Below are 23101 nucleotides of genomic sequence, written 5' to 3'. Positions count from 1 at the left end.
TGCATGCCTGATGGCGCTTCGCTTATCAGGCCTACGGTCGGCATATGTAGCTTTTGTAGGCCGGATAAGGCGTCAGCCGCCATCCGGCAGGTCATAAATACAACGCCGGAAAGATCAGATTATCCACGCCGCGTTGCTGTAATGCCGTTGCCAGTTGCTGCACGTCGTTTGGTGTAGCGCTCGCCCATTCACTCGCTTCTCCAAAGACCCCATGCGCATGAAACGCATTTAACCGCACTGGCACATTGCCCAATTGCGAAATAAAGACCGCAAGCGAATCAATGTGCTGTAAATAATCCACCTGTCCAGGAATCACCAGCAGACGCAGTTCCGCCAGTTTTCCCCGCTGTGTCAGCAGCGTAATGCTGCGCTTGATCTGCGCGTTATTCCGACCGGTGAGGGCAATGTGGCGTGCGCTATCCCAGGCTTTGAGATCGAGCATCGCGCCATCGCAAACCGGCAGCAATTTCTCCCAGCCGGTTTCGCTCAACAATCCATTGCTGTCGACCAGACAGGTAAGTGACTGTAGCTGCGGATCGGCCTTAATCGCCGTAAATAAATCCACAACGAAAGGCAGTTGCGTCGTGGCTTCGCCGCCGCTGACGGTGATCCCCTCAATGAACAGTGAAGCTTTGCGGATCTGGCGCAGCACGTCGTCAATGCTCATCGTCTGTGCCATCGGCGTCGCCTGTTGCGGGCACATTTGCAAACAGGTGTCACACTGTTCGCAAACCTCTGCCTGCCAGACAACGTTACCGGCATTGAAGCTCAGCGCCTGATGCGGACACTGCGGGACGCACTCACCGCAGTCATTGCAGCGTCCCATCGTCCACGGGTTGTGGCAATTCTTACAGCGCAGATTACACCCTTGCAGAAACAGGGCCAGACGACTACCCGGCCCGTCCACGCAGGAGAAAGGAATAACCTTACTAACGAAAGCGCATCTGCTGTTCATGACTCACGACACGAGGTTGGCGTTCCAGAATATGCGTATTACGCGCGGCCTCTTCACCCAGCCAGGTGGTATTGGTCCGCGAGCCTTCGGCGCGGTATTTTTCCAGATCGGACAGGCGCACCATATACCCCGTGACGCGGACCAGATCGTTGCCGCTAACATTGGCGGTAAACTCTCGCATTCCCGCTTTGAACGCGCCCAGACAGAGTTGTACCAGCGCCTGTGGGTTGCGCTTGATGGTTTCATCGAGCGTCAGAATGTCGCTGATACCGGACTGATAATAGGCATGATGTGGCGCGACGGTCTGTAGGTGGGTGATTGGATCCGGTTCATCACCATAGGGTAAACGCGCGCCTGGGGTGGTACCGATATCCGAACTGATCCCCGACTGAGCATGCAGCATGGCGCGCTGCTGCCAGCCGTATTTCACCGGCGTGTTTTCAACAAAATCAGCAAGCTGGGCGCTGATGCGATAGCCCAGATCGTTCGCCGTCTCATCTTTGCCGTAGCGCGCGTTCATGCCCGCTTTTTCGCACAGCAGATTAACCGCCTCCGCCAGACCATACATACCGAACATCGGTACAAAACGTTGTGGATCGATCAGTCCTTCCTGCACCAGGAAGCTATTCTCAAAGAAATGTGATTTTTCATAAAGGAACTCACATCGCGCATCGATGATGGCGACTTGCTGCTGGCAATAGTACGGCAGCGTGCGGTTAAAGAAGTCATAGACAGAGGTACTGCGCTCGGCAATGGCTTTCAGATTGAGACGAACCAGCGTGCTGCCGCCGCCGGCAAGGGGCAGAGAGTTGTAACAGCTGACGATGCCATAGTGGCCTTTTGTGAAAATTTTATCATTTATCGGCCCGTTGGAAATATGTGGCTTGCTGCATTCACAAATGTTTTTCGCCACTTCCAGCAGGAGATCATCGGGTGTTATCTCCGGGTCGTAGATGAACGTCAGGTTAGGCGCAACCTGCTTTAACTCTGCATCGGCGCGTAAAATGGCTCGAGTGATGGGGGTATCGGCGGGGCCAATATTCGCATGCATGAATGCGTCAGGCAGCGTTCTGTCGAGATAACGCCAGAAACGTTTTATTCGAATATCGATCGCTTCTTGTGTTAGAATTCTAACATACGGTTGCAGCAGCGTATCCAGTTGCCCCAGGTAAACCGGCATCGATGTAACGGAAGGCACGTGGTGATACAGAATGGTCAGCAGGGACAGCGCATCGTCCAGATCTTTCGCCCCTTCCAGTTCCAGCCAGGCTGAACCGTTGGCCAGAAAACGGGCGTAATCGGGAAGTACATAGCGCGGTTTATACGGCGCGTGACCTTCGAACATATCGCAGATAACCCCGTCGTCCAGTGCCTGACGGGCCCCGGCGGGCAGTGCGGGATAAGGCAGATTGTTCTCTGCTTCCAGCGCGAGAAAATGGCGTTTCTGTTCTGGGCTGAAGAGTGAACTGGTGACGATTTGCTGACAACGTTGTTGCAGCGCGGTTTCATGGGGCGTGGGCATCGTGATTCCTTTATCGGCCGAAGATCATCATGTCATTGTAGAAAGATGTGCTGTTAGCACTTTGATCCTGATGCGCCTGAGTGGAGAAGAAAGCGACAGAAAAGGGAGATTATTTGAAGTTGATCTCATTACAGTAATGCAAATTTGTACGTAGTTTTCATTAACTGTGATGTATATCGAAGTGTAATAGCGAGTGGATGTTAGAATACTAACAGACCCGCAAGGTGAAAATTTTATACGGCGACGCCGTTGGAGAATGTTATGAGCGATTTAACTGCAAGCAGCCTGCGCGCACTGAAACTGATGGACCTGACCACCCTGAATGACGACGACACCAATGAAAAAGTGATCGCGCTGTGTCATCAGGCGAAAACCCCGGTCGGCAACACAGCAGCAGTCTGCATCTATCCGCGTTTTATCCCGATTGCACGTAAAACGCTGAAAGAGCAGGGCACCCCGGATATCCGTATTGCAACCGTTACCAACTTCCCGCATGGCAACGACGACATTGAGATCGCGCTGGCGGAAACCCGTGCGGCGATTGCCTACGGGGCGGACGAAGTGGACGTGGTATTCCCGTACCGCGCGCTGATCGCCGGTAACGAACAGGTCGGTTTCGATCTGGTTAAAGCCTGTAAAGACGCCTGTGCGGCGGCAAACGTACTGCTTAAAGTGATCATCGAAACCGGTGAGCTGAAAGAAGAGCAACTTATTCGTAAAGCATCAGAAATTGCGATTAAAGCCGGTGCGGATTTCATCAAAACCTCTACCGGTAAAGTGCCAGTGAACGCCACGCCGGAAAGTGCACGCATCATGATGGAAGTGATCCGCGATATGGGCGTATCCAAAACCGTGGGTTTCAAACCGGCAGGCGGCGTGCGTAGTGCAGAAGACGCTCAGCAGTTCCTCGCTATTGCTGACGAACTGTTTGGCGCTGACTGGGCGGATTCCCGTCACTACCGTTTTGGCGCATCCAGTCTGCTGGCAAGCCTGTTGAAAGCGCTCGGCCACGGCGACGGTAAAAGCGCAAGCAGCTACTAAGGTGCTAAGTGCCTGATGGTGCTTCGCTTATCAGGCCTACGACATATCACCGTAGGCCGTATAAGGCGTTAGCCGCCATCCGGCAAAACCGCCTGCAAACTCTTTTCCCCATGGAGGTTCCCTTGTTTCTCGCACAAGAAATTATTCGTAAAAAACGTGATGGTCATGCGCTGAGTGATGAAGAAATTCGTTTCTTTATCAACGGTATTCGTGACAACACAGTCTCTGAGGGGCAGATTGCTGCCCTGGCGATGACCATTTTCTTCCACGATATGACTATGCCAGAACGCGTTTCGCTGACCATGGCAATGCGGGATTCAGGAACTGTCCTGGACTGGAAGAGCCTGAATCTGAACGGACCGATCGTGGATAAACACTCCACCGGCGGCGTGGGCGATGTGACGTCGCTGATGCTTGGCCCAATGGTAGCGGCCTGCGGCGGTTACATTCCGATGATCTCGGGCCGCGGGCTGGGTCATACCGGCGGTACGCTCGATAAACTGGAAGCGATCCCGGGCTTTGATATCTTCCCGGACGACAACCGTTTCCGCGAAATCATTAAGGACGTGGGTGTGGCGATCATCGGGCAAACCAGCTCGCTCGCACCGGCGGACAAACGTTTTTATGCCACCCGCGATATCACCGCGACGGTGGATTCTATTCCGCTTATCACCGGCTCCATTCTGGCGAAAAAACTGGCGGAAGGGCTGGACGCGCTGGTCATGGACGTGAAAGTCGGCAGCGGCGCGTTTATGCCGACCTATGAACTCTCTGAAGCGCTGGCGGAAGCGATCGTTGGTGTTGCCAACGGCGCGGGCGTGCGCACAACCGCACTGCTAACTGACATGAACCAGGTACTGGCATCCAGTGCGGGTAACGCGGTGGAAGTGCGCGAAGCGGTGCAGTTCCTGACCGGCGAATACCGCAATCCACGCCTGTTCGATGTGACGATGGCGCTGTGTGTTGAAATGCTGATTTCCGGCAACCTGGCGAAAGACGACGCCGACGCGCGGGCGAAACTGCAGGCGGTGCTGGATAACGGTAAAGCGGCTGATGTCTTTGGACGTATGGTTGCCGCCCAGAAAGGCCCGACCGACTTCGTTGAGAACTACGCGAAATACCTGCCGACGGCAATGCTCAGTAAAGCGGTTTATGCTGATAGTGAAGGGTTCGTCAGTGCGATGGATACCCGTGCACTGGGCATGGCGGTAGTGTCGATGGGCGGCGGTCGTCGCCAGGCTTCGGATACCATTGATTACAGCGTCGGCTTTACCGATATGGCCCGTCTGGGCGACAGCGTTGACGGACAGCGTCCGCTGGCGGTGATCCACGCGAAAGATGAAGCCAGCTGGCAGGAGGCGGCGAAAGCCGTCAAAGCGGCAATAATCCTTGACGATAAAGCGCCGGAAAGCACACCAACGGTCTATCGTCGCATTACCGAATAGCGATATACTGATCTGATCGCTTTTTTGCAGCGCAGATGAATGGAGAACAAGATGAAACGTGCATTTATTATGGTGCTGGACTCCTTTGGTATTGGTGCGACGGAAGACGCGGATCGCTTTGGCGACGTCGGTTCCGACACCATGGGGCACATCGCTGAAGCCTGTGCCAAAGGCGAGGCTGACAAAGGTCGTAAAGGCCCACTGAATCTGCCAAACCTTACCCGCCTGGGTCTGGTGAAAGCGCATGAAGGGTCTACCGGCAAAATCGCAGCCGGTATGGATGCTAACGCGGAAGTGATTGGCGCATACGCCTGGGCGCATGAGCTCTCTTCCGGTAAAGATACGCCGTCTGGCCACTGGGAAATTGCCGGTGTGCCGGTGCTGTTCGACTGGGGTTATTTCAGCGATCACGAAAACAGCTTCCCGCAGGAACTGCTGGATAAGCTGGTCAAACGTGCGAACCTGCCGGGCTATCTCGGTAACTGCCACTCTTCCGGTACGGTGATTCTGGACCAGTTGGGTGAAGAGCACATGAAAACCGGCAAACCGATTTTCTATACCTCCGCTGACTCCGTGTTCCAGATTGCCTGTCACGAAGAGACCTTTGGCCTGGATAAACTTTACGAGCTGTGCGAAATCGCCCGTGAAGAGCTGACTGAAGGCGGCTATAACATCGGTCGCGTTATCGCGCGTCCGTTTGTCGGCGACAAAGCGGGTAACTTCCAGCGTACCGGTAACCGTCACGATCTGGCCGTTGAACCGCCTGCGCCGACCGTGTTGCAGAAACTGGTCGAAGAGAAAGACGGCCACGTGGTTTCCGTCGGTAAAATCGCGGACATCTACGCCAACTGCGGCATCACTAAAAAAGTGAAAGCCACGGGGCTGGACGCGCTGTTTGACGCCACCGTCAAAGAGATGAAAGAAGCCGGTGACAAGACGATTGTCTTCACCAACTTCGTGGACTTCGACTCCTCCTGGGGCCACCGCCGCGATATCGCCGGTTATGCCGCCGGTCTGGAGTTGTTCGACCGCCGTCTGCCGGAACTGATGGAGCTGGTGGGTGAAGATGACATTCTGATCCTGACCGCCGATCACGGCTGCGACCCGAGCTGGACCGGTACTGATCATACCCGTGAACACATTCCGGTGCTGGTGTACGGCCCGAAAGTGAAACCGGGCTCGTTAGGTCACCGTGAAACCTTTGCGGATATCGGTCAGACGCTGGCGAAATACTTTGGTACGTCCGACATGGAATATGGCAAAGCCATGTTCTAAGGTCATTGCCGGGTGGCGGCTGCGCCTGACCCGACCTACAAAACCGTAGGCCCGGTAAGCGAAGTGCCACCGGGTAAAGAAACTCAAATTAAAAGGGAACTGAAGATGGCTACCCCACATATTAATGCAGAAATGGGCGATTTCGCTGATGTTGTTTTGATGCCGGGCGACCCGCTGCGCGCAAAGCACATTGCGGAAACTTTCCTTGAAGATGTGCGCGAAGTAAACAACGTTCGCGGCATGTTAGGTTTCACCGGGACGTACAAAGGTCGTAAGATTTCCGTGATGGGTCACGGTATGGGTATCCCGTCCTGCTCCATCTACACCAAAGAACTGATCACCGATTTCGGCGTGAAGAAAATCATTCGCGTAGGATCCTGTGGTGCCGTGCGTGCCGATGTGAAACTGCGTGACGTGGTGATTGGTATGGGTGCCTGCACCGATTCCAAAGTGAACCGTATTCGTTTCAAAGACCATGATTTTGCCGCGATTGCTGATTTCGGCATGGTGCGTGACGCGGTTGAAGCGGCGAAAGCACTGGGTGTGGACGCGCGCGTCGGCAACCTGTTCTCTGCGGATCTGTTCTACTCTCCAGACGGCGAAATGTTCGACGTCATGGAAAAGTACGGCATCCTGGGCGTGGAAATGGAAGCGGCGGGTATCTACGGCGTGGCGGCAGAATTCGGTGCGAAAGCGCTGACTATCTGCACCGTGTCTGACCACATCCGTACTCACGAGCAGACCACGGCGGCTGAACGTCAAACCACGTTCAACGACATGATCAAAATCGCGCTGGAATCCGTTCTGCTGGGCGATAAAGCGTAATTTTGTTTTGTGCCCGGTGGCGCTCACGCTTACCGGGCCTACAAGCGTTGTAGGCCGGATAAGGCGCAGCCGCCATCCGGCAATTCTTGCAGTAGATTATCGAACCGCTTTCGTCATCCACGCCGACAATTCCCGCAGCTCTTTTTCCTGTTCCGGGAAATCGGCCAGCAGCGCCTCGCACTCCTGTTGCAACCTATCCGCACGATACAAACAGCCCTGCAAACGTCCCGCCAGCGCCTCTAACGGTGCAGGATTGAGACTGTCGGTAAAGACCTGGGCTCGGGTGATGTGTCCTTTCTCAACGTCAAAGTGCAGTTCAACGCCTCCCCAGGCAAAACGCTCATCCAGCAGATGTGAAAAGGCCGGTGCCTGACCGAAATTCCATTCCCAACTGCTCTGGCGGGCAAAGGTTTCTGCGAAGTTCGGCAGATCTGGCGTGTTGTCCGGAGAAATAATCTCAGGCGTAACGCGCTCACCGTAATGCGTGAAAAAGGCCTCGATCACCGCTGCGCAAACCTGTTCATGCGTGATCCCCGGCAGCAGTTCGGTGAGATTCGCGACTCGCGAACGAACGGAGGTAATCCCTTTGGCAGCCAGTTTCTTTTTATCCGGATTCAGGTAATTTGCCAGACGGCTGAGATCCGCATTCAGTAACAGCGTACCGTGATGAAAACCACGATCTTTGGTTTCGCGATAGGCAGAGCCGGAAACCTTACGGTCGCCATCCGCCGTTTTCACCACCAGATCGTTACGCCCGGAGGTTTCTGCCGCAACGCCCAGCGCGTTAAGCGCGTTCAGGACAATTGCCGTTGAAATGGTCTTGTCGTATTCCGGCTTCCCGGCCATAAAGGTGAAACAGGTATTGCCGAGATCGTGGAACACCGCGCCACCGCCGCTGCTGCGACGCGCCAGGCGCACGTTGTCCTCTTCCATCCGCCGGGTATTACACTCTTTCCACGGGTTTTGCGCCCGACCAATGACGACCGTATCGGCATTGCGCCACAAAAACAGCACGCGCTGCGTGGCGGGCATTTGACGGAAAATACACTCTTCGACCGCCAGGTTAAACCAGGGGTCATAAGAGTCAGAAATAAGCAGGCGAAGTGTCGACATGTCAGTTTTCCTTTCCTGTAATGAGTTACTCTTTTCTCTCGCTCTCTTCCTCTTCCGGCACCGACTTGTTGGCGGTTAGCAGGAAAGGCGATTGCTGCCAGCGGGTACGTTTACCTTGCAGCAGGGTGCGGGTTAGCACTACGCCGATGGCCAGTGAAAGCAGCAGCATCAGGCGTAGGATGTTGGTGGTGTTATCGACCTGTTTTGCTTCGGTGGCTAAGGTATGGGTATCCAGCGTCAGGCGCAGATAGCCCAGCGGACCATTTTTTCCCTGAATGGGTTCGACAATCTGCTGGTTGAAGTAGCCGCCTGCTTTTTTACCGTCCAGCGCCAGACGGTCGCGCACATTTACGCTTTCGCCTGCCCGGGCGATCATATCGCCTTGATTATCATAAACCCCGGCATCGAGAATACGGCTTTCCTTCGTCAACTGCTGCAAAAGGGTCTTGATGCGTTTTTCGTCGGGCGTTTCGGTTCGCATCAGCGGCGCGATGTTCAGGGTCACCTGATGTGCCAGCGTGCGGGCCAGCTCTTCAAGCTGCGGATTTCGCTGTCGCTGGTGATTTTGGCTGAACCAGGACGCGCCCTGCATGAGCGCAACAAGCAGTGCGAGACAGAACAATACAATCACTGCACGATGAAGTCGGAATTTTAGTTTTGCGCGAGCCATATTCCACCTGTTGAAAATTTGAGGCTTAATGTTGCCAGAAGCGATGGTTACAAGGTAGCCTCATGCGTTATTTTCCCCAGAACCTTTCCGGCCCGAATGATTTTACAGGAGCTTTAATGCCTAACATTACCTGGTGCGATTTGCCTGAAGATGTCTCTTTATGGCCAGGTTTGCCCCTTTCTTTGAGTGGTGACGAGGTGATGCCACTGGATTACCACGCTGGACGTAGCGGCTGGCTGCTGTACGGACGCGGGCTGGATAAACAACGTCTGACCCAGTACCAGAGTAAACTGGGGGCGGCGATGGTGATTGTCGCGGCGTGGTGCGTCGAGGACTATCAGGTCATTCGCCTGGCCGGGTCGCTCACGCCTCGCGCCACGAAACTGGCGCATGATGCGCAACTGGACGTTGCGCCGCTGGGGAAAATCCCGCATTTGCGCACCCCAGGCCTGCTGGTGATGGACATGGATTCGACCGCGATTCAGATTGAGTGTATTGATGAGATAGCCAAACTGGCCGGTACCGGCGAAAGGGTAGCGGAAGTGACCGAACGCGCGATGCGCGGCGAACTCGACTTCACCGCCAGCCTGCGTAGCCGCGTGGCGACGCTTAAAGGCGCGGATGCCAACATTCTGCATCAGGTGCGTGAAAATCTGCCGCTGATGCCGGGGCTGACACAGCTGGTGCTGAAGCTGGAAACGCTGGGCTGGAAGGTGGCGATCGCCTCCGGCGGCTTTACCTTCTTTGCCGAGTATCTGCGTGAGAAACTGCGTCTGACGGCGGCGGTGGCGAACGAACTGGAGATCATGGACGGTAAATTCACCGGCAACGTGACTGGCGACATCGTCGACGCGCAGTATAAGGCCAAAACGCTGACCCGACTGGCGCAGGAGTATGAAATCCCGATCGCGCAGACGGTGGCGATTGGCGATGGCGCTAACGATCTGCCAATGATCAAAACGGCGGGGCTGGGGATCGCGTACCATGCCAAGCCGAAAGTGAATGAAAAGACGGAGATTACTATCCGTCACGCCGATCTGATGGGGGTGTTCTGCATTCTCTCCGGCAGCATGAACCAGAAATAACGAGGTAAAACGTGGCAAAAGCTCCAAAACGTGCCTTTGTGTGTAATGAATGCGGGGCGGATTATCCGCGCTGGCAGGGGCAATGTAGCGCTTGCCATGCCTGGAACACCATCACAGAGGTGCGCCTGGCCGCGTCGCCGACGGTGGCGCGTAATGAGCGACTCAGTGGTTATGCCGGGAGCGCGGGCGTCGCAAAAGTCCAGAAGCTTTCCGACATCAGCCTGGAAGAGCTGCCGCGTTTTTCCACCGGCTTTAAAGAATTCGACCGTGTGCTGGGCGGCGGCGTCGTCCCTGGCAGCGCGATTCTGATCGGCGGTAACCCCGGTGCGGGTAAATCCACGCTGTTATTGCAGACGCTGTGTAAGCTCGCGGAGCAGATGAAAACCCTGTACGTCACCGGGGAAGAGTCGCTACAGCAGGTGGCGATGCGTGCGCACCGTCTTGGTCTGCCGACCAGCAATCTCAACATGCTTTCGGAAACCAGCATTGAGCAGATTTGCCTGATTGCGGAAGAAGAGCAGCCAAAGCTGATGGTGATCGACTCCATTCAGGTGATGCACATGGCGGATATCCAGTCATCGCCCGGCAGCGTGGCGCAGGTGCGTGAAACGGCAGCCTACCTGACACGCTTTGCCAAAACGCGCGGCGTGGCGATTGTCATGGTGGGCCACGTCACTAAAGACGGCTCGCTGGCTGGGCCAAAAGTGCTTGAGCACTGCATCGACTGCTCGGTATTGCTGGATGGCGATGCCGACTCTCGTTTTCGCACTCTGCGCAGCCACAAAAACCGTTTTGGCGCGGTGAATGAGTTAGGTGTCTTCGCGATGACCGAGCAGGGTCTGCGCGAAGTGAGTAACCCTTCGGCGATCTTCCTGAGCCGTGGCGATGAGGTCACCTCCGGCAGTTCGGTGATGGTGGTCTGGGAAGGGACGCGGCCATTGCTGGTGGAGATTCAGGCGCTGGTCGATCATTCCATGATGGCGAACCCGCGGCGGGTAGCAGTGGGTCTGGAGCAGAACCGTCTGGCGATTCTGCTGGCGGTGCTACACCGTCATGGCGGTCTGCAAATGGCGGATCAGGATGTGTTCGTTAACGTGGTCGGCGGCGTCAAAGTCACAGAAACCAGTGCGGATCTGGCGCTGCTGCTGGCGATGGTCTCCAGTCTGCGCGACAGACCGTTACCCCAGGATCTGGTGGTGTTTGGCGAAGTGGGGCTGGCAGGAGAGATTCGCCCGGTGCCCAGCGGTCAGGAGCGTATTTCGGAAGCGGCAAAACACGGTTTCCGTCGCGCGATTGTGCCGGCGGCCAACGTGCCGAAAAAGCCGCCAGAAGGGATGCAGGTTTTCGGCGTCAAGAAGCTGACGGATGCGTTAAACGTATTTGACGACTTATAATGAGTGAAACGGAGGTTACCCATGTCGTCATTTGAATATCTGAAAACCGCGATTAAGCAAAAGGGCTGTACCCTGCAACAAGTGGCGGATGCCAGTGGAATGACCAAGGGCTATCTCAGCCAGCTCCTCAATGCCAAGATCAAAAGTCCCAGCGCGCAAAAGCTGGAGGCGCTACATCGTTTCCTTGGGCTGGAATTTCCCCGCCAGCAGAAAAATATCGGCGTGGTGTTTGGCAAATTTTATCCGCTGCACACCGGTCATATTTATTTGATTCAGCGCGCCTGTAGCCAGGTGGACGAACTGCATATCATCATGGGCTATGACGATACCCGTGACCGCGCGCTGTTTGAAGACAGCGCCATGTCTCAACAGCCGACCGTTTCGGATCGCCTGCGCTGGTTGTTACAAACGTTCAAGTATCAGAAAAATATCCGCATTCATGCCTTCAATGAAGAGGGAATGGAGCCGTATCCGCACGGTTGGGATGTCTGGAGTAAGGGCACTAAGGCGTTCATGGCAGAGAAGGGGATTGCGCCAAACTGGATCTATACCTCAGAGGAAGCCGATGCGCCACAGTACCTGGAACATCTGGGCATCGAAACGGTGCTCATCGATCCCAAACGTACCTTTATGAGCATCAGCGGCGCGCAAATCCGTGAAAACCCGTTCCGCTACTGGGAGTACATTCCTACCGAAGTGAAGCCGTTCTTCGTGCGAACCGTGGCGGTGCTGGGCGGAGAGTCGAGCGGGAAGTCGACGCTGGTCAACAAGCTTGCGAATATCTTCAATACCACCAGTGCGTGGGAATATGGCCGCGACTATGTCTTCTCGCACCTCGGTGGTGATGAGATGGCGCTGCAATATTCTGACTACGATAAAATCGCGCTGGGTCACGCACAATATATTGATTTTGCAGTGAAGTATGCCAATAAAGTGGCGTTTATCGACACCGACTTCGTGACCACGCAGGCTTTCTGCAAAAAGTACGAAGGGCGGGAGCATCCATTTGTACAGGCATTGATCGATGAATATCGCTTTGACCTGGTGATCCTGCTGGAAAATAACACGCCATGGGTGGCGGACGGTTTACGCAGCCTCGGCAGTTCCGTGGATCGCAAAGAATTTCAGACGCTGCTGGTGGAGATGTTGCTCGAAAATAATATCGACTTCGTGCATGTTGAAGAGGCGGATTACGATGGCCGTTTCCTGCGCTGCGTTGAACTGGTCAAAGAGATGATGGGCGAGCAGGGGTGACCCACGCCGCAGGGTGAACGCGATGTTTAAGCACTTGCAGGATATGGCGCTGTTTGCCCTGGTCGCCGAACACGGCAGCTTTACCGTTGCCGCGAAGAAGGCAGGGCTGCCGAAGTCGAGCGTCAGCCAGCGCATCAGTCAGCTTGAGCAGCACGTCGGCATTCGGCTGATCAACCGCACCACTCGCAAACTGAACCTGACCTACGCTGGTGAACACTATCTGGTGCACTGCCGGGAAATTCTCGCTGCCAGCGAACGCGCAGAATATGCGGTTCAGCGACTGCGCGACAACCCCAGCGGACGATTGCGCATCACCTCGCCAGCAGGCATTGGCGCGACGCTGTTAGCGCGCCTGAACACGCAGTTCCAGCAGCGCTACCCCGATGTTTATCTGGATGTCAGTATTTCCGATGCGATGCTGGATTTGGTGGACAGCGGTTTTGACGTCGCGTTGCGCACCGGTAAGCCGCAGGATTCCTCGCTGATTGGACGTATGATTGGCCATTGTCCGCGCTATCTGCTGGCCTCGCCCGATTACCTGTCACGTTTTGCGCCGCTGAGCCACCCCCGTCAACTGGTTGAACACCATTGCATTGCACACAAGGCCTGGTCTGAATGGTTATTCCATCGGGACGATGAAGATTACCAGCACCTGCCTGACCGTGTGCATCTGACGGATAATCTGGTGTATGCCCGCGAAAGCGCCATCGCAGGGGCTGGGATCACGCTGTTGCCGGCATTCATGCTGGAAGATAAAATCGAAAAGGGCGACCTGATACCGGTGTTGCCGGAATGGACGGTCGCGGGAAACGATCTGTGGCTGGTTTATCCCAGCCGTAAGCTGAACTCTCCTGCGCTCATGAGCTACATCGAATTTGCCATGCAGTTCGATGAGCTCAGACACTTCTACAGCGCAGAGTAAGAGCGGCTCAGTCCTGGCGTAGCACCTTGTGACCGTAGGCCAGTAGCGCGTCGGTGACGTTGCGCATCATACGGCTTTCTGGCGCAAACCGATGCCAGTAGAGCATCCGGCGCTGGAACAGGCCCGGCGTGAGATCGATAAGCTCACCGCTTTGCAGTTCTTTTTCAATCTGCAGGTGCGGGATCATACAGCAGGTGGTGCCCTGACGCGCCAGTTGCACAAAGGCTTCAGAAGAGTTAACGATGTGACACGGGACGCTGCCCGGCGGCAGATCGAAGTTCTGCTGCAGGAAGGCCTGGTGCATGTCGTCCAGATGGTCAAACGCCACCGCAGGCGCTTTCAGCAGCGCGGAACGGGTGACGCCGTTCGGGAAGTAGCGTTCCGCGAACGCTTTGGAGCCAACAAACAGATAGTCGAGCGCGCCGAGTTTATCCACCAGACAGCTGGGCAGCGCCTGATGCTGAATACTCACCGCCCCAACCACTTCACCGCGACGCAGGCGTTCCTGGGTGCGGGTTTCATCTTCCACCTGCAAGTTGAGGCGAATAGGGGAGTCGGCCAGTACCGGCGCCAGGGCTGGCAGCAGCCAGGTTGCCAGACTGTCGGCGTTGACCGCCAGCGACAGCAGCAGCGGCGTAGAGCCGGTTTGCTCATCGCCCAGCCATTCATCTTCCAACAACTCCACCTGACGAAGCAGCGCCAGCAGCTTTTGTCCTTGCTCCGTCGGACGCGGCGGAACGGTACGGACCAGCAGCGGTTGTCCGAACATATTCTCAAGCTGCTTGATGCGTTGCGAAACGGCAGATTGGGTGATGCACAGCTTCTGCGCCGCGCGTTCAAACCCGCGTTCTCGTATGACGGCATCCAGTGCTTGTAGTGTTCTGTAGTCCGGACGTTTCATTGCTCTGACACACTCCTGAAATTTTTGTTTGTCCTGCACTATGACATAAATTTGCATTGGGTAAAGACGAAATCCGTAGCCTGGGAGCGGGTCGGGAAGATTTTTCCGCGCAATGGTCTATAATGCGCGTGAATTTTTCTCCACAAAGGCGAGACGATCATGACGCAGGATGAACTGAAAAAAGCAGTTGGATGGGCGGCACTTCAGTATGTACAGCCCGGCACCATTGTAGGGGTAGGTACCGGTTCAACAGCCGCGCACTTTATTGACGCGCTGGGCACCATGAAAGGCCAGATTGAAGGTGCCGTTTCCAGTTCGGATGCTTCAACCGAAAAACTCAAAAGCCTCGGCATCCCTGTGTTTGATCTCAACGAAGTGGACAGCCTTGGCGTCTACGTTGACGGTGCGGACGAGATTAACGGTCACATGCAGATGATTAAAGGCGGCGGCGCGGCACTGACCCGTGAAAAGATCATTGCCTCCGTTGCGAAGAAATTTATCTGTATCGCTGATGCTTCCAAAGAAGTCGATATCCTGGGTAACTTCCCGCTGCCGGTTGAGGTGATCCCAATGGCGCGTAGCGCAGTGGCTCGCCAGTTGGTTAAGCTGGGGGGGCGTCCGGAATATCGTCAGGGCGTGGTCACTGACAACGGCAACGTGATCCTCGATGTGCACGGAATGGAGATCCTCGATCCGGTGGCGATGGAAAATGCCATTAACGCCATTCCTGGCGTGGTTACCGTCGGTCTGTTTGCCAACCGTGGCGCGGATGTGGCGTTAATCGGGACCGCTGACGGCGTCAAAACCATCGTGAAATGATCTTACCGGGGGAGCGCTTCCCCGGTTAAAATTTTTTTGTGGGGCAAATTTGGTGACATGTATCACGTTTTGAATCTTGCCCTGCTGATTTCTCCAAAGAAAAACTTATCCCCAGCATTTTCCTCTACCATTTGCCCCTGAATGAACGCTCCTCAACAGGGCGACGCAAACGTTCATATTGCCGCAATCATTATTTTTGATATGTTGAAAGGCGGATGCAAATCCACACACACAACATCAGATTGCATAAAAAGACAGGGTCGGGAAATGGCAAAGGTATCGCTGGAGAAAGACAAGATTAAGTTTCTGCTGGTTGAAGGCGTGCATCAAAAGGCGCTGGATAGCCTTCGGGCGGCAGGTTATACCAACATCGAATTTCACAAAGGGGCGCTGGATGCTGAACAGCTGAAAGAGTCCATCCGTGATGCCCACTTCATTGGCCTGCGATCCCGTACCCATCTGACAGAAGAGGTGATCAGCGCGGCGGAAAAACTGGTCGCCGTCGGCTGTTTCTGCATCGGCACCAACCAGGTTGATCTGGCGGCGGCGGCAAAACGCGGTATTCCGGTGTTTAACGCGCCGTTTTCCAACACCCGTTCCGTGGCGGAACTGGTGATTGGCGAACTGCTGCTGCTGCTGCGCGGCGTACCGGAAGCAAACGCCAAAGCACACCGTGGCGTGTGGAATAAACTGGCAGCCGGTTCGTTTGAAGCGCGCGGTAAAAGACTGGGCATTATTGGCTACGGCCACATCGGGACTCAGTTAGGTATTCTGGCGGAATCGCTGGGGATGCACGTTTACTTCTACGATATTGAGAACAAACTGCCGCTGGGTAATGCTACCCAGGTTCAGCATCTTTCCGAACTGCTTAACATGAGCGACGTGGTCAGTCTGCACGTGCCGGAAAATGCCTCAACGAAGAACATGATGGGCGCGAAAGAGATTGCCCTGATGAAGCCAGGCTCGCTGTTGATCAACGCCGCACGTGGCACGGTGGTGGATATTCCCGCACTGTGTGATGCTCTGGCAACCAAACATCTGGCTGGGGCAGCAATCGACGTATTCCCGACCGAACCAGCGACGAACAGCGATCCGTTTACCTCACCGCTGTGCGACTTTGATAACGTGATTCTGACGCCGCATATTGGGGGATCCACCCAGGAAGCACAGGAGAACATCGGTCTGGAAGTCGCGGGTAAGCTGGCGAAGTATTCCGATAACGGCTCTACGCTTTCTGCGGTTAACTTCCCGGAAGTGTCGCTGCCGCTGCACGGCGGGCGTCGTCTGATGCACATCCACGAAAACCGTCCCGGCGTGCTGACGTCTCTGAACCAGATTTTTGCTGAGCAGGGCGTCAATATCGCCGCGCAGTATCTGCAAACGTCGGCACAAATGGGCTATGTCGTTATTGATATTGAAGCGGATGAAGATGTCGCCGAGAAAGCGCTGTTGGCGATGAAGGCTATTCCGGGCACCATTCGCGCGCGTCTGTTGTACTAATTCTCACCTGTGCGGGCAGGCGTGGAGTCTGCCCGTCATTTCTTCCTTCGTTTTCCCTTCATCCCCTTCGGTAACGCATACATCCTGTTTTCGAGCCTTGCCGCAATTGATGATTAAAGGCTTCACTGCGTGTTGTACATCAACAAAAGGAAATTACGATAGAGGCGCAGCACAACGCTGAAACGGGAAAGCCCCTACCGAAGCAGGGGCTCTTAGAAGGAAAGGGACGATGATGAGTCATGTCATCATGCTGCTTATCCTGTTAATCATCGCCTGGCCAGCATATTAACAGCGAAAACGCAGGAAGGAGGTTCGCCTCCCTCACCCTTACCGAGGAATCTAGGTCAAAAAAACGGCGGTGTCAATCAACAAAGAAGCGCCTGGCACTCCCATACTTTTGATGGTGTCACAACGGCCGGTAAGGGAACATCCCACTCTTCTACCGGCAGTTTCTCCACGCGCTGACAGTCGTGGGCGTACCCTACGGGTATCAACCCATACTGTTGCCAGTTTTGTAAGGTGCGATCGTAGAATCCGCCGCCCATCCCCAAACGCTGGCCCTGTTCATCAAACGCGACTAAAGGCGTGACCAGCACGTCCAGTTGCGAAAGTGGCAGGACATCACGAACGTCCAGTTTAGGCTCCTGAATCTTCAGCCGATTGGTAACCAGTTCACTGTGTGGGTGGTAGTGCAGAAATAGCAAATTACCGGGGCTGAACGGGTGTAGAACCGGAAGATAGACTCGCTTTCCCGCCCGCCAGAGTTGTTCAATCAGCGGCTGGGTATCAAGTTCGCCATCAAATGACAAAAACACAGCGACCGTCTGTGCCATCACGACGGGCGGATACGCAAGCATGCGTGTCGCGGCCTGTTGACCGAAGGCGATTTGTTGCGAAAGTGTGAGTGCACGACGACGTTGCCTGATCATCTGGCGAAGGGCTTGTCGTGATAAAGGGAGTTCAGAGAGTAATGTCATGGCTGTCGCCAGGTAGAAGGAGAATCTCCGAGATGCCGCCGCAGGCTGTAACCCTTGAACCCTTGGTTCAAGGTGAATGCGTCGTCACAGTCTTAAGGCTTCTCGGGCGGACCGAGCATGCTCACCAACCATGGATCGCCACATTCTTGTGGTATGAAATATCGGCTCAGGGGACTGGCCCGCTTGCAAACATCTCAGAGAAATTTTGTCTTCACGGTCACTCTACCATAGTAAACCGAAAAGTGTTATTCAAAGTTTTTGCTCGTTTTTTCGGTTATGCGACCCTGATCAAGCAGTGCCTCTTCAATGGTCTGTTGTAGCATCCGAATACGTTGTTCCATGCTCGCCGCGTAGTCGCGGGTCTTCGCTTTTTCCTGAGTCAGTTCGTAGCTAATATTCAGTGCAGCAATGAATACCAGTTGCTCAGTATTTGTGACTCTAGTGCGAACTTTCAGATCTTGCAACCGCTGATTCAGATCGTCCGCTGCCTGATTCAACGCATCCCTTTGTTCAGGCGGGCAATTCACTCGCAGTGAACGGCCAAAAATTTGGATATCGACGGGTTGTGCAGACATGCCACCTTCCTGCTGATTGACTGCGCTGCCTTCGTCTCCAGACCCTGGGTCCGCGAAGGGGCGACACTATAGCTACCCTGATGTGAAGATACAAGCCCTATTCTGGTTCACCAGGGTCCAAAGTGGTAGCATACCATGAATATCCTCCCTTTGATGACGAATGCTTATGTCTATACAGAACGAAATGCCTGGTTACAGTGAAATGAACCAGTATTTGAACCAACAAGGGGCCGGACTGACCCCGGCGGAAATGCATGGTTTGATCAGCGGGATGATTTGCGGTGGCAATAACGACAGCTCCTGGCAGCCGCTGCTTCACGACCTGACGAATGAAGGACTGGCCTTCGGTCATGAACTGGCTCAGGCGCTGCGTAAAATGCACTCCGCGACCAGCGACGCGCTGGAAGATGACGGTTTCCTTTTTCAGCTTTATCTGCCTGAAGGCGATGACGTGAGCGTCTTCGATCGCGCCGATGCACTGGCGGGATGGGTTAATCACTTCCTGCTTGGTCTTGGCGTCACGCAGCCGAAGCTCGATAAAGTGACCGGCGAGACGGGTGAAGCCATCGACGATTTGCGCAACATCGCGCAGCTCGGCTATGACGAAGATGAAGATCAGGAAGAGCTGGAGATGTCTCTCGAAGAGATCATCGAGTATGTGCGTGTCGCCGCGCTGCTGTGCCACGACACCTTTACCCGTCAATCGCCGACCGCACCGGAAGTGCGTAAACCGACCCTACACTAAAAAGTAAAACGATAATGGAGGCCACGTCATGACACCGCAGGAATACCAACGTCGTCGCCAGGCACTGCTTGCGCAAATGCAGCCAGGCAGCGCCGCGCTGATTTTTGCCGCGCCGGAAGTTACGCGCAGCGCGGACAGTGAATACCCGTATCGCCAGAGCAGCGATTTCTGGTATTTCACCGGTTTTAACGAACCGGAAGCCGTTCTGGTACTGATTAAAAGCGACGATACCCATAACCACAGCGTGTTGTTCAATCGCGTTCGCGATCTGACTGCGGAAATCTGGTTTGGTCGTCGTCTGGGACAAGATGCCGCGCCGGAAAAACTGGCTGTGGATCGTGCGCTGGCCTTTAGCGAAATCAATCAACAGCTTTTTCAGTTGCTTAACGGTCTGGACGTGGTCTACCACGCGCAGGGCGAATATGCGTATGCGGATGAGGTCGTCTTCACCGCGCTGGAAAAACTGCGCAAAGGTTCGCGCCAGAACCTGAAATCGCCGTCAACCCTGATCGACTGGCGGCCGATAGTGCATGAAATGCGCCTGTTTAAGTCGCCTGAAGAGATTGCGGTGATGCGTCGCGCAGGAGAAATTACGGCACTGGCGCATACCCGGGCGATGGAAAAATGCCGTCCGGGGATGTTTGAGTATCAACTGGAAGGCGAAATTCATCACGAGTTTACTCGCCACGGTGCGCGCTATCCGTCCTACAACACCATTGTGGGCAGCGGTGAAAACGGCTGCATTCTGCATTACACCGAAAACGAAAGTGAACTGCGCGACGGCGCCCTGGTGCTGATTGATGCTGGCTGTGAATACAAAGGGTATGCGGGCGATATCACGCGAACCTTCCCGGTGAATGGCAAATTTACCCCGGCGCAGCGTGAGATCTACGACATCGTGCTGGAATCGCTGGAGACCAGCCTGCGTCTGTACCGTCCTGGTACTTCGATTCAGGAGGTCACCGGTGAAGTCGTGCGCATTATGATTACCGGGCTGGTGAAGCTGGGTATTTTGAAAGGCGAAGTGGATCAACTGATCGCCGATAACGCGCATCGACCGTTTTTCATGCACGGTCTGAGCCATTGGCTCGGGCTGGATGTTCACGATGTCGGTGAATATGAGCAGGATCGTTCCCGTATTCTGAAACCGGGAATGGTGATCACCGTTGAGCCGGGACTGTACATCGCCCCCGATGCTGATGTACCAGAAGCTTATCGTGGGATCGGGATCCGCATTGAGGATGACATCCTGATTACGGAAAACGGTAACGAAAATCTGACCGCCGGCGTCGTCAAAAAGGCGGATGAGATTGAAGCGTTAATGGCGGCGGCGAGAGCGTAATGAGCGTGATCATTGTTGGCGGTGGCATGGTGGGCGCGACGCTGGCGCTGGCCATTTCCCGGTTAAGTCAGGGAACACTGCCGGTTCATCTGATTGAAGCGACCGCCCCTGAAGCAGACAGTCATCCTGGGTTTGATGCCCGGGCGATTGCGCTTGCGGCGGGAACCTGCCAACAACTGGCGCGAATCGGTGTCTGGCAGGCGATTGCCGATTGTGCCACCGCGATCCATACGGTTCACGTCAGCGATCGAGGCCATGCCGGATTTGTGACGCTCAACGCTGATGATTATCGCATTCCGGCGCTGGGGCAGGTGGTTGAACTGCACGACGTGGGGCTGCGCTTGTTTTCCCTGCTGCGAAAAGCGCCAGGCGTCACGTTGCACTGCCCGGACCGGGTTGCCAGCGTGTCGCGCACCCAGGAACAGGTGAATGTCACGCTGGAAACGGGCGAAACGATCGTCGGACGCGTTCTGGTGGCGGCAGATGGGACGCGTTCTGCGTTGGCAACCGCCTGCGGCGTTGACTGGCAGCAGGAACCTTATGAGCAGTTGGCGGTGATCGCTAACGTCTCAACTGCGGTTGCCCATAACGGCCGCGCGTTTGAACGGTTTACGGCGCATGGCCCCCTGGCGATGCTGCCGATGTCTGAAGGGCGCTGTTCGCTGGTGTGGTGTCATCCGCTGGAACAACGTGAGGAAATTCTGAGCTGGTCAGATGAACGCTTCTGCCGTGAACTTCAGACGGCTTTCGGCTGGCGGTTGGGGAAAATCACCCACGCGGGCAAACGCAGCGCGTATCCGCTTTCTCTCACTACGGCGGCGAAGGCGTTTACGCACCGCACCGTGCTGGTGGGCAACGCCGCGCAGACGCTGCACCCGATTGCGGGGCAGGGGTTTAACCTTGGACTGCGTGATGTTATGAGCCTCGCCGAAACGCTCACAACAGCTCAGGCGATAGGCAGGGACGTCGGCGACTACGCCGTGCTCGCGCACTATCAACATCGTCGTCAGGGGGATCGCCAGGCCACGGTCGGCGTGACGGACAGTCTGGTTCATCTGTTTGCCAACCGCTGGGCGCCGCTGGTTGTCGGGCGCAACGTGGGTCTGATGACCATGGAATTATGCCCTCCCGCCCGCGATGCGTTTGCACAGCGGACGTTAGGTTGGGTGGCGCGGTAAACATCACCTCCAGACCGGACAGGCGAAGCGCGATCCGGTATTTTTACGAATATGACGCCCGATGGCGGTTTCCGATTTTCAGGAGTAAACAGTGCAAAGTGTTGATGTAGCAATCGTGGGCGGAGGCATGGTTGGCCTGGCTGTCGCGTGTGGACTGCAGGGCAGCGGTTTACGTGTCGCTGTGCTTGAACAGCGCGAACCGCAACCGCTGGCGGCAGATGCCGATCCCGCGCTTCGCGTGTCGGCGATCAATGCCGCCAGTGAAAAACTGCTTACCCGACTGGGCGTCTGGTCAGACATTGTGGCTCGTCGCGCCAGTTGCTATCACGGGATGGAAGTGTGGGACAAAGACAGCTTTGGTCGTATCAAATTTGATGACCAAAGCATGGGCTACAGCCATCTGGGCCATATCGTGGAGAACGCGGTTATCCATTACGCGCTGTGGCAAAAAGCGCGTCAATCCTCCGATATCACGCTGATGGCGCCTGCCGAATTACAGCAGGTGGCGTGGGGCGAAAACGACGCCTTCCTGACGCTGAAAGATGGCGCCATGCTCACGGCGCGTCTGGTGATTGGCGCCGATGGGGCAAACTCGTGGCTACGCAATAAAGCGGACATTCCATTGACCTTCTGGGATTATCGCCATCATGCGCTGGTCGCGACCATTCGTACCGAAGAAGCCCATGGTGCCGTTGCCCGTCAGGCGTTTCATGGCGAAGGCATTCTGGCGTTCCTGCCGCTTCGCGATCCGCATTTGTGCTCCATCGTCTGGTCGCTTGCGCCGCAAGAGGCTGAACGGATGCAGCAGGCAAGCGATGAGCAGTTTAATCAGGCGCTGAATATCGCGTTTGATAATCGTCTGGGGCTGTGCAGCGTGGAGAGCGAACGCCAGGTGTTTCCGCTGACGGGACGCTATGCGCGTCAGTTCGCCGCGCATCGTCTGGCGCTGGTCGGCGACGCCGCGCATACCATCCATCCACTGGCCGGGCAGGGCGTGAACCTTGGGTTTATGGATGCAGCAGAACTGGTGGATGAACTCAAACGTCTGCATCGTCAGGGTAAAGACATTGGGCAGTACCTCTATTTGCGTCGTTATGAGCGCAGCCGTAAGCACAGCGCGGCGATGATGCTGGCGGGCATGCAGGGGTTCCGCGAGCTGTTTGCGGGGACGCATCCGGCAAAAAAACTGCTGCGTGATATGGGGCTGAAACTGGCTGATACCCTTCCGGGTGTTAAACCGCAACTTCTCCGTCAGGCAATGGGACTCAACGATCTGCCTGAGTGGCTTCGCTAAGCATTCACCTCTTTTAAAGAATTTGAAACCCGTCACATTTCCTCCTCCCGGCGACTTCGCCGGGGGGCATCTCTCATTTGAAATAAACTAATTTCACTGTTCTTTTCGCATTATATTTTCTAATGTCGCGATTTTTTCATAACGCCAGTTTTGACATTTTTTTAGCGTTTAATGTGGTTATGTTCGCCTTTTAAGCGCGAATTGTAGTTATTTATCTGCGTAGCTTGCTTTTGTTGTGGTTTTTTATACTGGCGGAGTTTCGGTGAGTT

The 23101-nt window shown here is 55.3% G+C and carries 21 protein-coding genes, 1 other RNA gene and 1 pseudogene; 14 read left to right on the top strand and 9 right to left on the bottom strand.

What is annotated here, in order from left to right:
- Positions 1–91: 91 nt before the first annotated feature.
- The gene (locus QQZ17_RS01775; protein WP_152402088.1) at positions 92–955 is read right to left on the bottom strand and encodes a YjjW family glycine radical enzyme activase; all 864 of its coding nucleotides are present in this window, start codon (positions 953–955) and stop codon (positions 92–94) included.
- Complete coding sequence (locus QQZ17_RS01770) at positions 930–2477, bottom strand: YjjI family glycine radical enzyme (RefSeq protein ID WP_152402090.1); 1548 nt, start codon at positions 2475–2477, stop codon at positions 930–932. The genes QQZ17_RS01775 and QQZ17_RS01770 overlap by 26 nt, the downstream gene beginning before the upstream one ends.
- 261 nt (positions 2478–2738) lie before the next feature.
- Between QQZ17_RS01770 and deoC the strand changes: the two genes are divergently transcribed.
- From deoC to deoD, 4 genes are all read left to right on the top strand, one after another.
- Positions 2739–3518 (top strand): deoxyribose-phosphate aldolase, encoded by a 780-nt coding sequence (gene deoC / locus QQZ17_RS01765; protein WP_152402094.1) that lies wholly within the window; start codon positions 2739–2741, stop codon positions 3516–3518.
- Positions 3519–3640: 122 nt separating this feature from the next.
- Positions 3641–4963 carry a thymidine phosphorylase gene (gene deoA / locus QQZ17_RS01760; protein ID WP_046487019.1) on the top strand — a complete coding sequence of 441 codons (1323 nt, stop codon included), beginning with the start codon at positions 3641–3643 and terminating at the stop codon, positions 4961–4963.
- A gap of 51 nt (positions 4964–5014) precedes the next feature.
- Positions 5015–6238: a phosphopentomutase gene (deoB, locus tag QQZ17_RS01755; RefSeq protein ID WP_152402096.1), complete on the top strand. Its 1224-nt coding sequence runs from the start codon at positions 5015–5017 to the stop codon at positions 6236–6238.
- Positions 6239–6343: 105 nt separating this feature from the next.
- Positions 6344–7063: a purine-nucleoside phosphorylase gene (deoD, locus tag QQZ17_RS01750; RefSeq protein ID WP_061075292.1), complete on the top strand. Its 720-nt coding sequence runs from the start codon at positions 6344–6346 to the stop codon at positions 7061–7063.
- Between the two features lie 96 nt (positions 7064–7159).
- Here deoD and lplA read toward each other — a convergent pair whose 3' ends face one another.
- Complete coding sequence (lplA, locus tag QQZ17_RS01745; protein WP_152402098.1) at positions 7160–8176, bottom strand: lipoate--protein ligase LplA; 1017 nt, start codon at positions 8174–8176, stop codon at positions 7160–7162.
- Between the two features lie 25 nt (positions 8177–8201).
- Positions 8202–8846, bottom strand: coding sequence for a YtjB family periplasmic protein (locus tag QQZ17_RS01740; RefSeq protein ID WP_152402101.1), 645 nt, complete (start codon positions 8844–8846; stop codon positions 8202–8204).
- Positions 8847–8962: 116 nt separating this feature from the next.
- Between QQZ17_RS01740 and serB the strand changes: the two genes are divergently transcribed.
- The 4 genes from serB to QQZ17_RS01720 are packed head-to-tail and all read left to right on the top strand — an operon-like array spanning position 8963 to position 13501.
- Positions 8963–9931, top strand: a complete 969-nt coding sequence (gene serB / locus QQZ17_RS01735) for a phosphoserine phosphatase (RefSeq protein WP_152402102.1) — start codon at positions 8963–8965, stop codon at positions 9929–9931.
- Positions 9932–9942: 11 nt separating this feature from the next.
- Entirely contained in the window at positions 9943–11325 is a 1383-nt protein-coding gene (radA, locus tag QQZ17_RS01730) for a DNA repair protein RadA (RefSeq protein WP_152402104.1), read from the top strand.
- A 21-nt stretch (positions 11326–11346) separates the two neighbouring features.
- On the top strand, positions 11347–12579 hold the full coding sequence (gene nadR / locus QQZ17_RS01725; protein ID WP_152402106.1) for a multifunctional transcriptional regulator/nicotinamide-nucleotide adenylyltransferase/ribosylnicotinamide kinase NadR: 1233 nt from the start codon (positions 11347–11349) through the stop codon (positions 12577–12579).
- Between the two features lie 22 nt (positions 12580–12601).
- Complete coding sequence (locus tag QQZ17_RS01720) at positions 12602–13501, top strand: LysR family transcriptional regulator (RefSeq protein ID WP_152402109.1); 900 nt, start codon at positions 12602–12604, stop codon at positions 13499–13501.
- Between the two features lie 7 nt (positions 13502–13508).
- On the opposite strand, the gene argP is transcribed toward QQZ17_RS01720, so the two are convergent.
- Positions 13509–14402 carry a DNA-binding transcriptional regulator ArgP gene (gene argP / locus QQZ17_RS01715; RefSeq protein ID WP_061075288.1) on the bottom strand — a complete coding sequence of 298 codons (894 nt, stop codon included), beginning with the start codon at positions 14400–14402 and terminating at the stop codon, positions 13509–13511.
- A 159-nt stretch (positions 14403–14561) separates the two neighbouring features.
- Here argP and rpiA point away from each other — a divergent pair, with 159 nt between their 5' ends.
- Positions 14562–15221, top strand: coding sequence for a ribose-5-phosphate isomerase RpiA (gene rpiA, locus QQZ17_RS01710; RefSeq protein ID WP_042322083.1), 660 nt, complete (start codon positions 14562–14564; stop codon positions 15219–15221).
- Between the two features lie 267 nt (positions 15222–15488).
- Positions 15489–16721: a phosphoglycerate dehydrogenase gene (gene serA, locus QQZ17_RS01705; RefSeq protein ID WP_152402111.1), complete on the top strand. Its 1233-nt coding sequence runs from the start codon at positions 15489–15491 to the stop codon at positions 16719–16721.
- Between the two features lie 365 nt (positions 16722–17086).
- Here the strand turns inward: serA and QQZ17_RS01700 are convergent, their stop codons facing one another.
- The 3 genes from QQZ17_RS01700 to zapA form a co-directional block, all read right to left on the bottom strand.
- On the bottom strand, positions 17087–17698 hold the full coding sequence (locus tag QQZ17_RS01700; RefSeq protein WP_152402112.1) for a 5-formyltetrahydrofolate cyclo-ligase: 612 nt from the start codon (positions 17696–17698) through the stop codon (positions 17087–17089).
- A 20-nt stretch (positions 17699–17718) separates the two neighbouring features.
- Positions 17719–17902, bottom strand: a non-coding RNA gene (gene ssrS, locus QQZ17_RS01695) — 6S RNA.
- A 41-nt stretch (positions 17903–17943) separates the two neighbouring features.
- Positions 17944–18273, bottom strand: coding sequence for a cell division protein ZapA (gene zapA / locus QQZ17_RS01690; protein WP_152402114.1), 330 nt, complete (start codon positions 18271–18273; stop codon positions 17944–17946).
- A 166-nt stretch (positions 18274–18439) separates the two neighbouring features.
- Here zapA and ygfB point away from each other — a divergent pair, with 166 nt between their 5' ends.
- From ygfB to ubiI, 4 genes are all read left to right on the top strand, one after another.
- Positions 18440–19018 carry a UPF0149 family protein YgfB gene (ygfB, locus tag QQZ17_RS01685; RefSeq protein ID WP_152402116.1) on the top strand — a complete coding sequence of 193 codons (579 nt, stop codon included), beginning with the start codon at positions 18440–18442 and terminating at the stop codon, positions 19016–19018.
- A gap of 28 nt (positions 19019–19046) precedes the next feature.
- Complete coding sequence (pepP, locus tag QQZ17_RS01680) at positions 19047–20360, top strand: Xaa-Pro aminopeptidase (RefSeq protein ID WP_152402118.1); 1314 nt, start codon at positions 19047–19049, stop codon at positions 20358–20360.
- Positions 20360–21538 (top strand): 2-octaprenyl-6-methoxyphenyl hydroxylase, encoded by a 1179-nt coding sequence (gene ubiH / locus QQZ17_RS01675; RefSeq protein ID WP_152402121.1) that lies wholly within the window; start codon positions 20360–20362, stop codon positions 21536–21538. The genes pepP and ubiH overlap by 1 nt, the downstream gene beginning before the upstream one ends.
- A gap of 91 nt (positions 21539–21629) precedes the next feature.
- On the top strand, positions 21630–22832 hold the full coding sequence (gene ubiI, locus QQZ17_RS01670) for an FAD-dependent 2-octaprenylphenol hydroxylase (RefSeq protein ID WP_152402123.1): 1203 nt from the start codon (positions 21630–21632) through the stop codon (positions 22830–22832).
- Positions 22833–22905: 73 nt separating this feature from the next.
- Here ubiI and QQZ17_RS26350 read toward each other — a convergent pair.
- A pseudogene (locus tag QQZ17_RS26350) lies at positions 22906–22965 on the bottom strand (hypothetical protein); the annotation flags it as partial.
- Positions 22966–23101: the final 136 nt, after the last annotated feature.

It is taken from the genome of Citrobacter sp. T1.2D-1 (genome assembly GCF_950098555.1).
In the GTDB taxonomy this organism is placed as follows: domain Bacteria; phylum Pseudomonadota; class Gammaproteobacteria; order Enterobacterales; family Enterobacteriaceae; genus Citrobacter_A; species Citrobacter_A telavivensis.
Note: the sequence above shows the minus strand (reverse complement) of the source record. Positions and strands in the feature narration are given on the sequence as shown.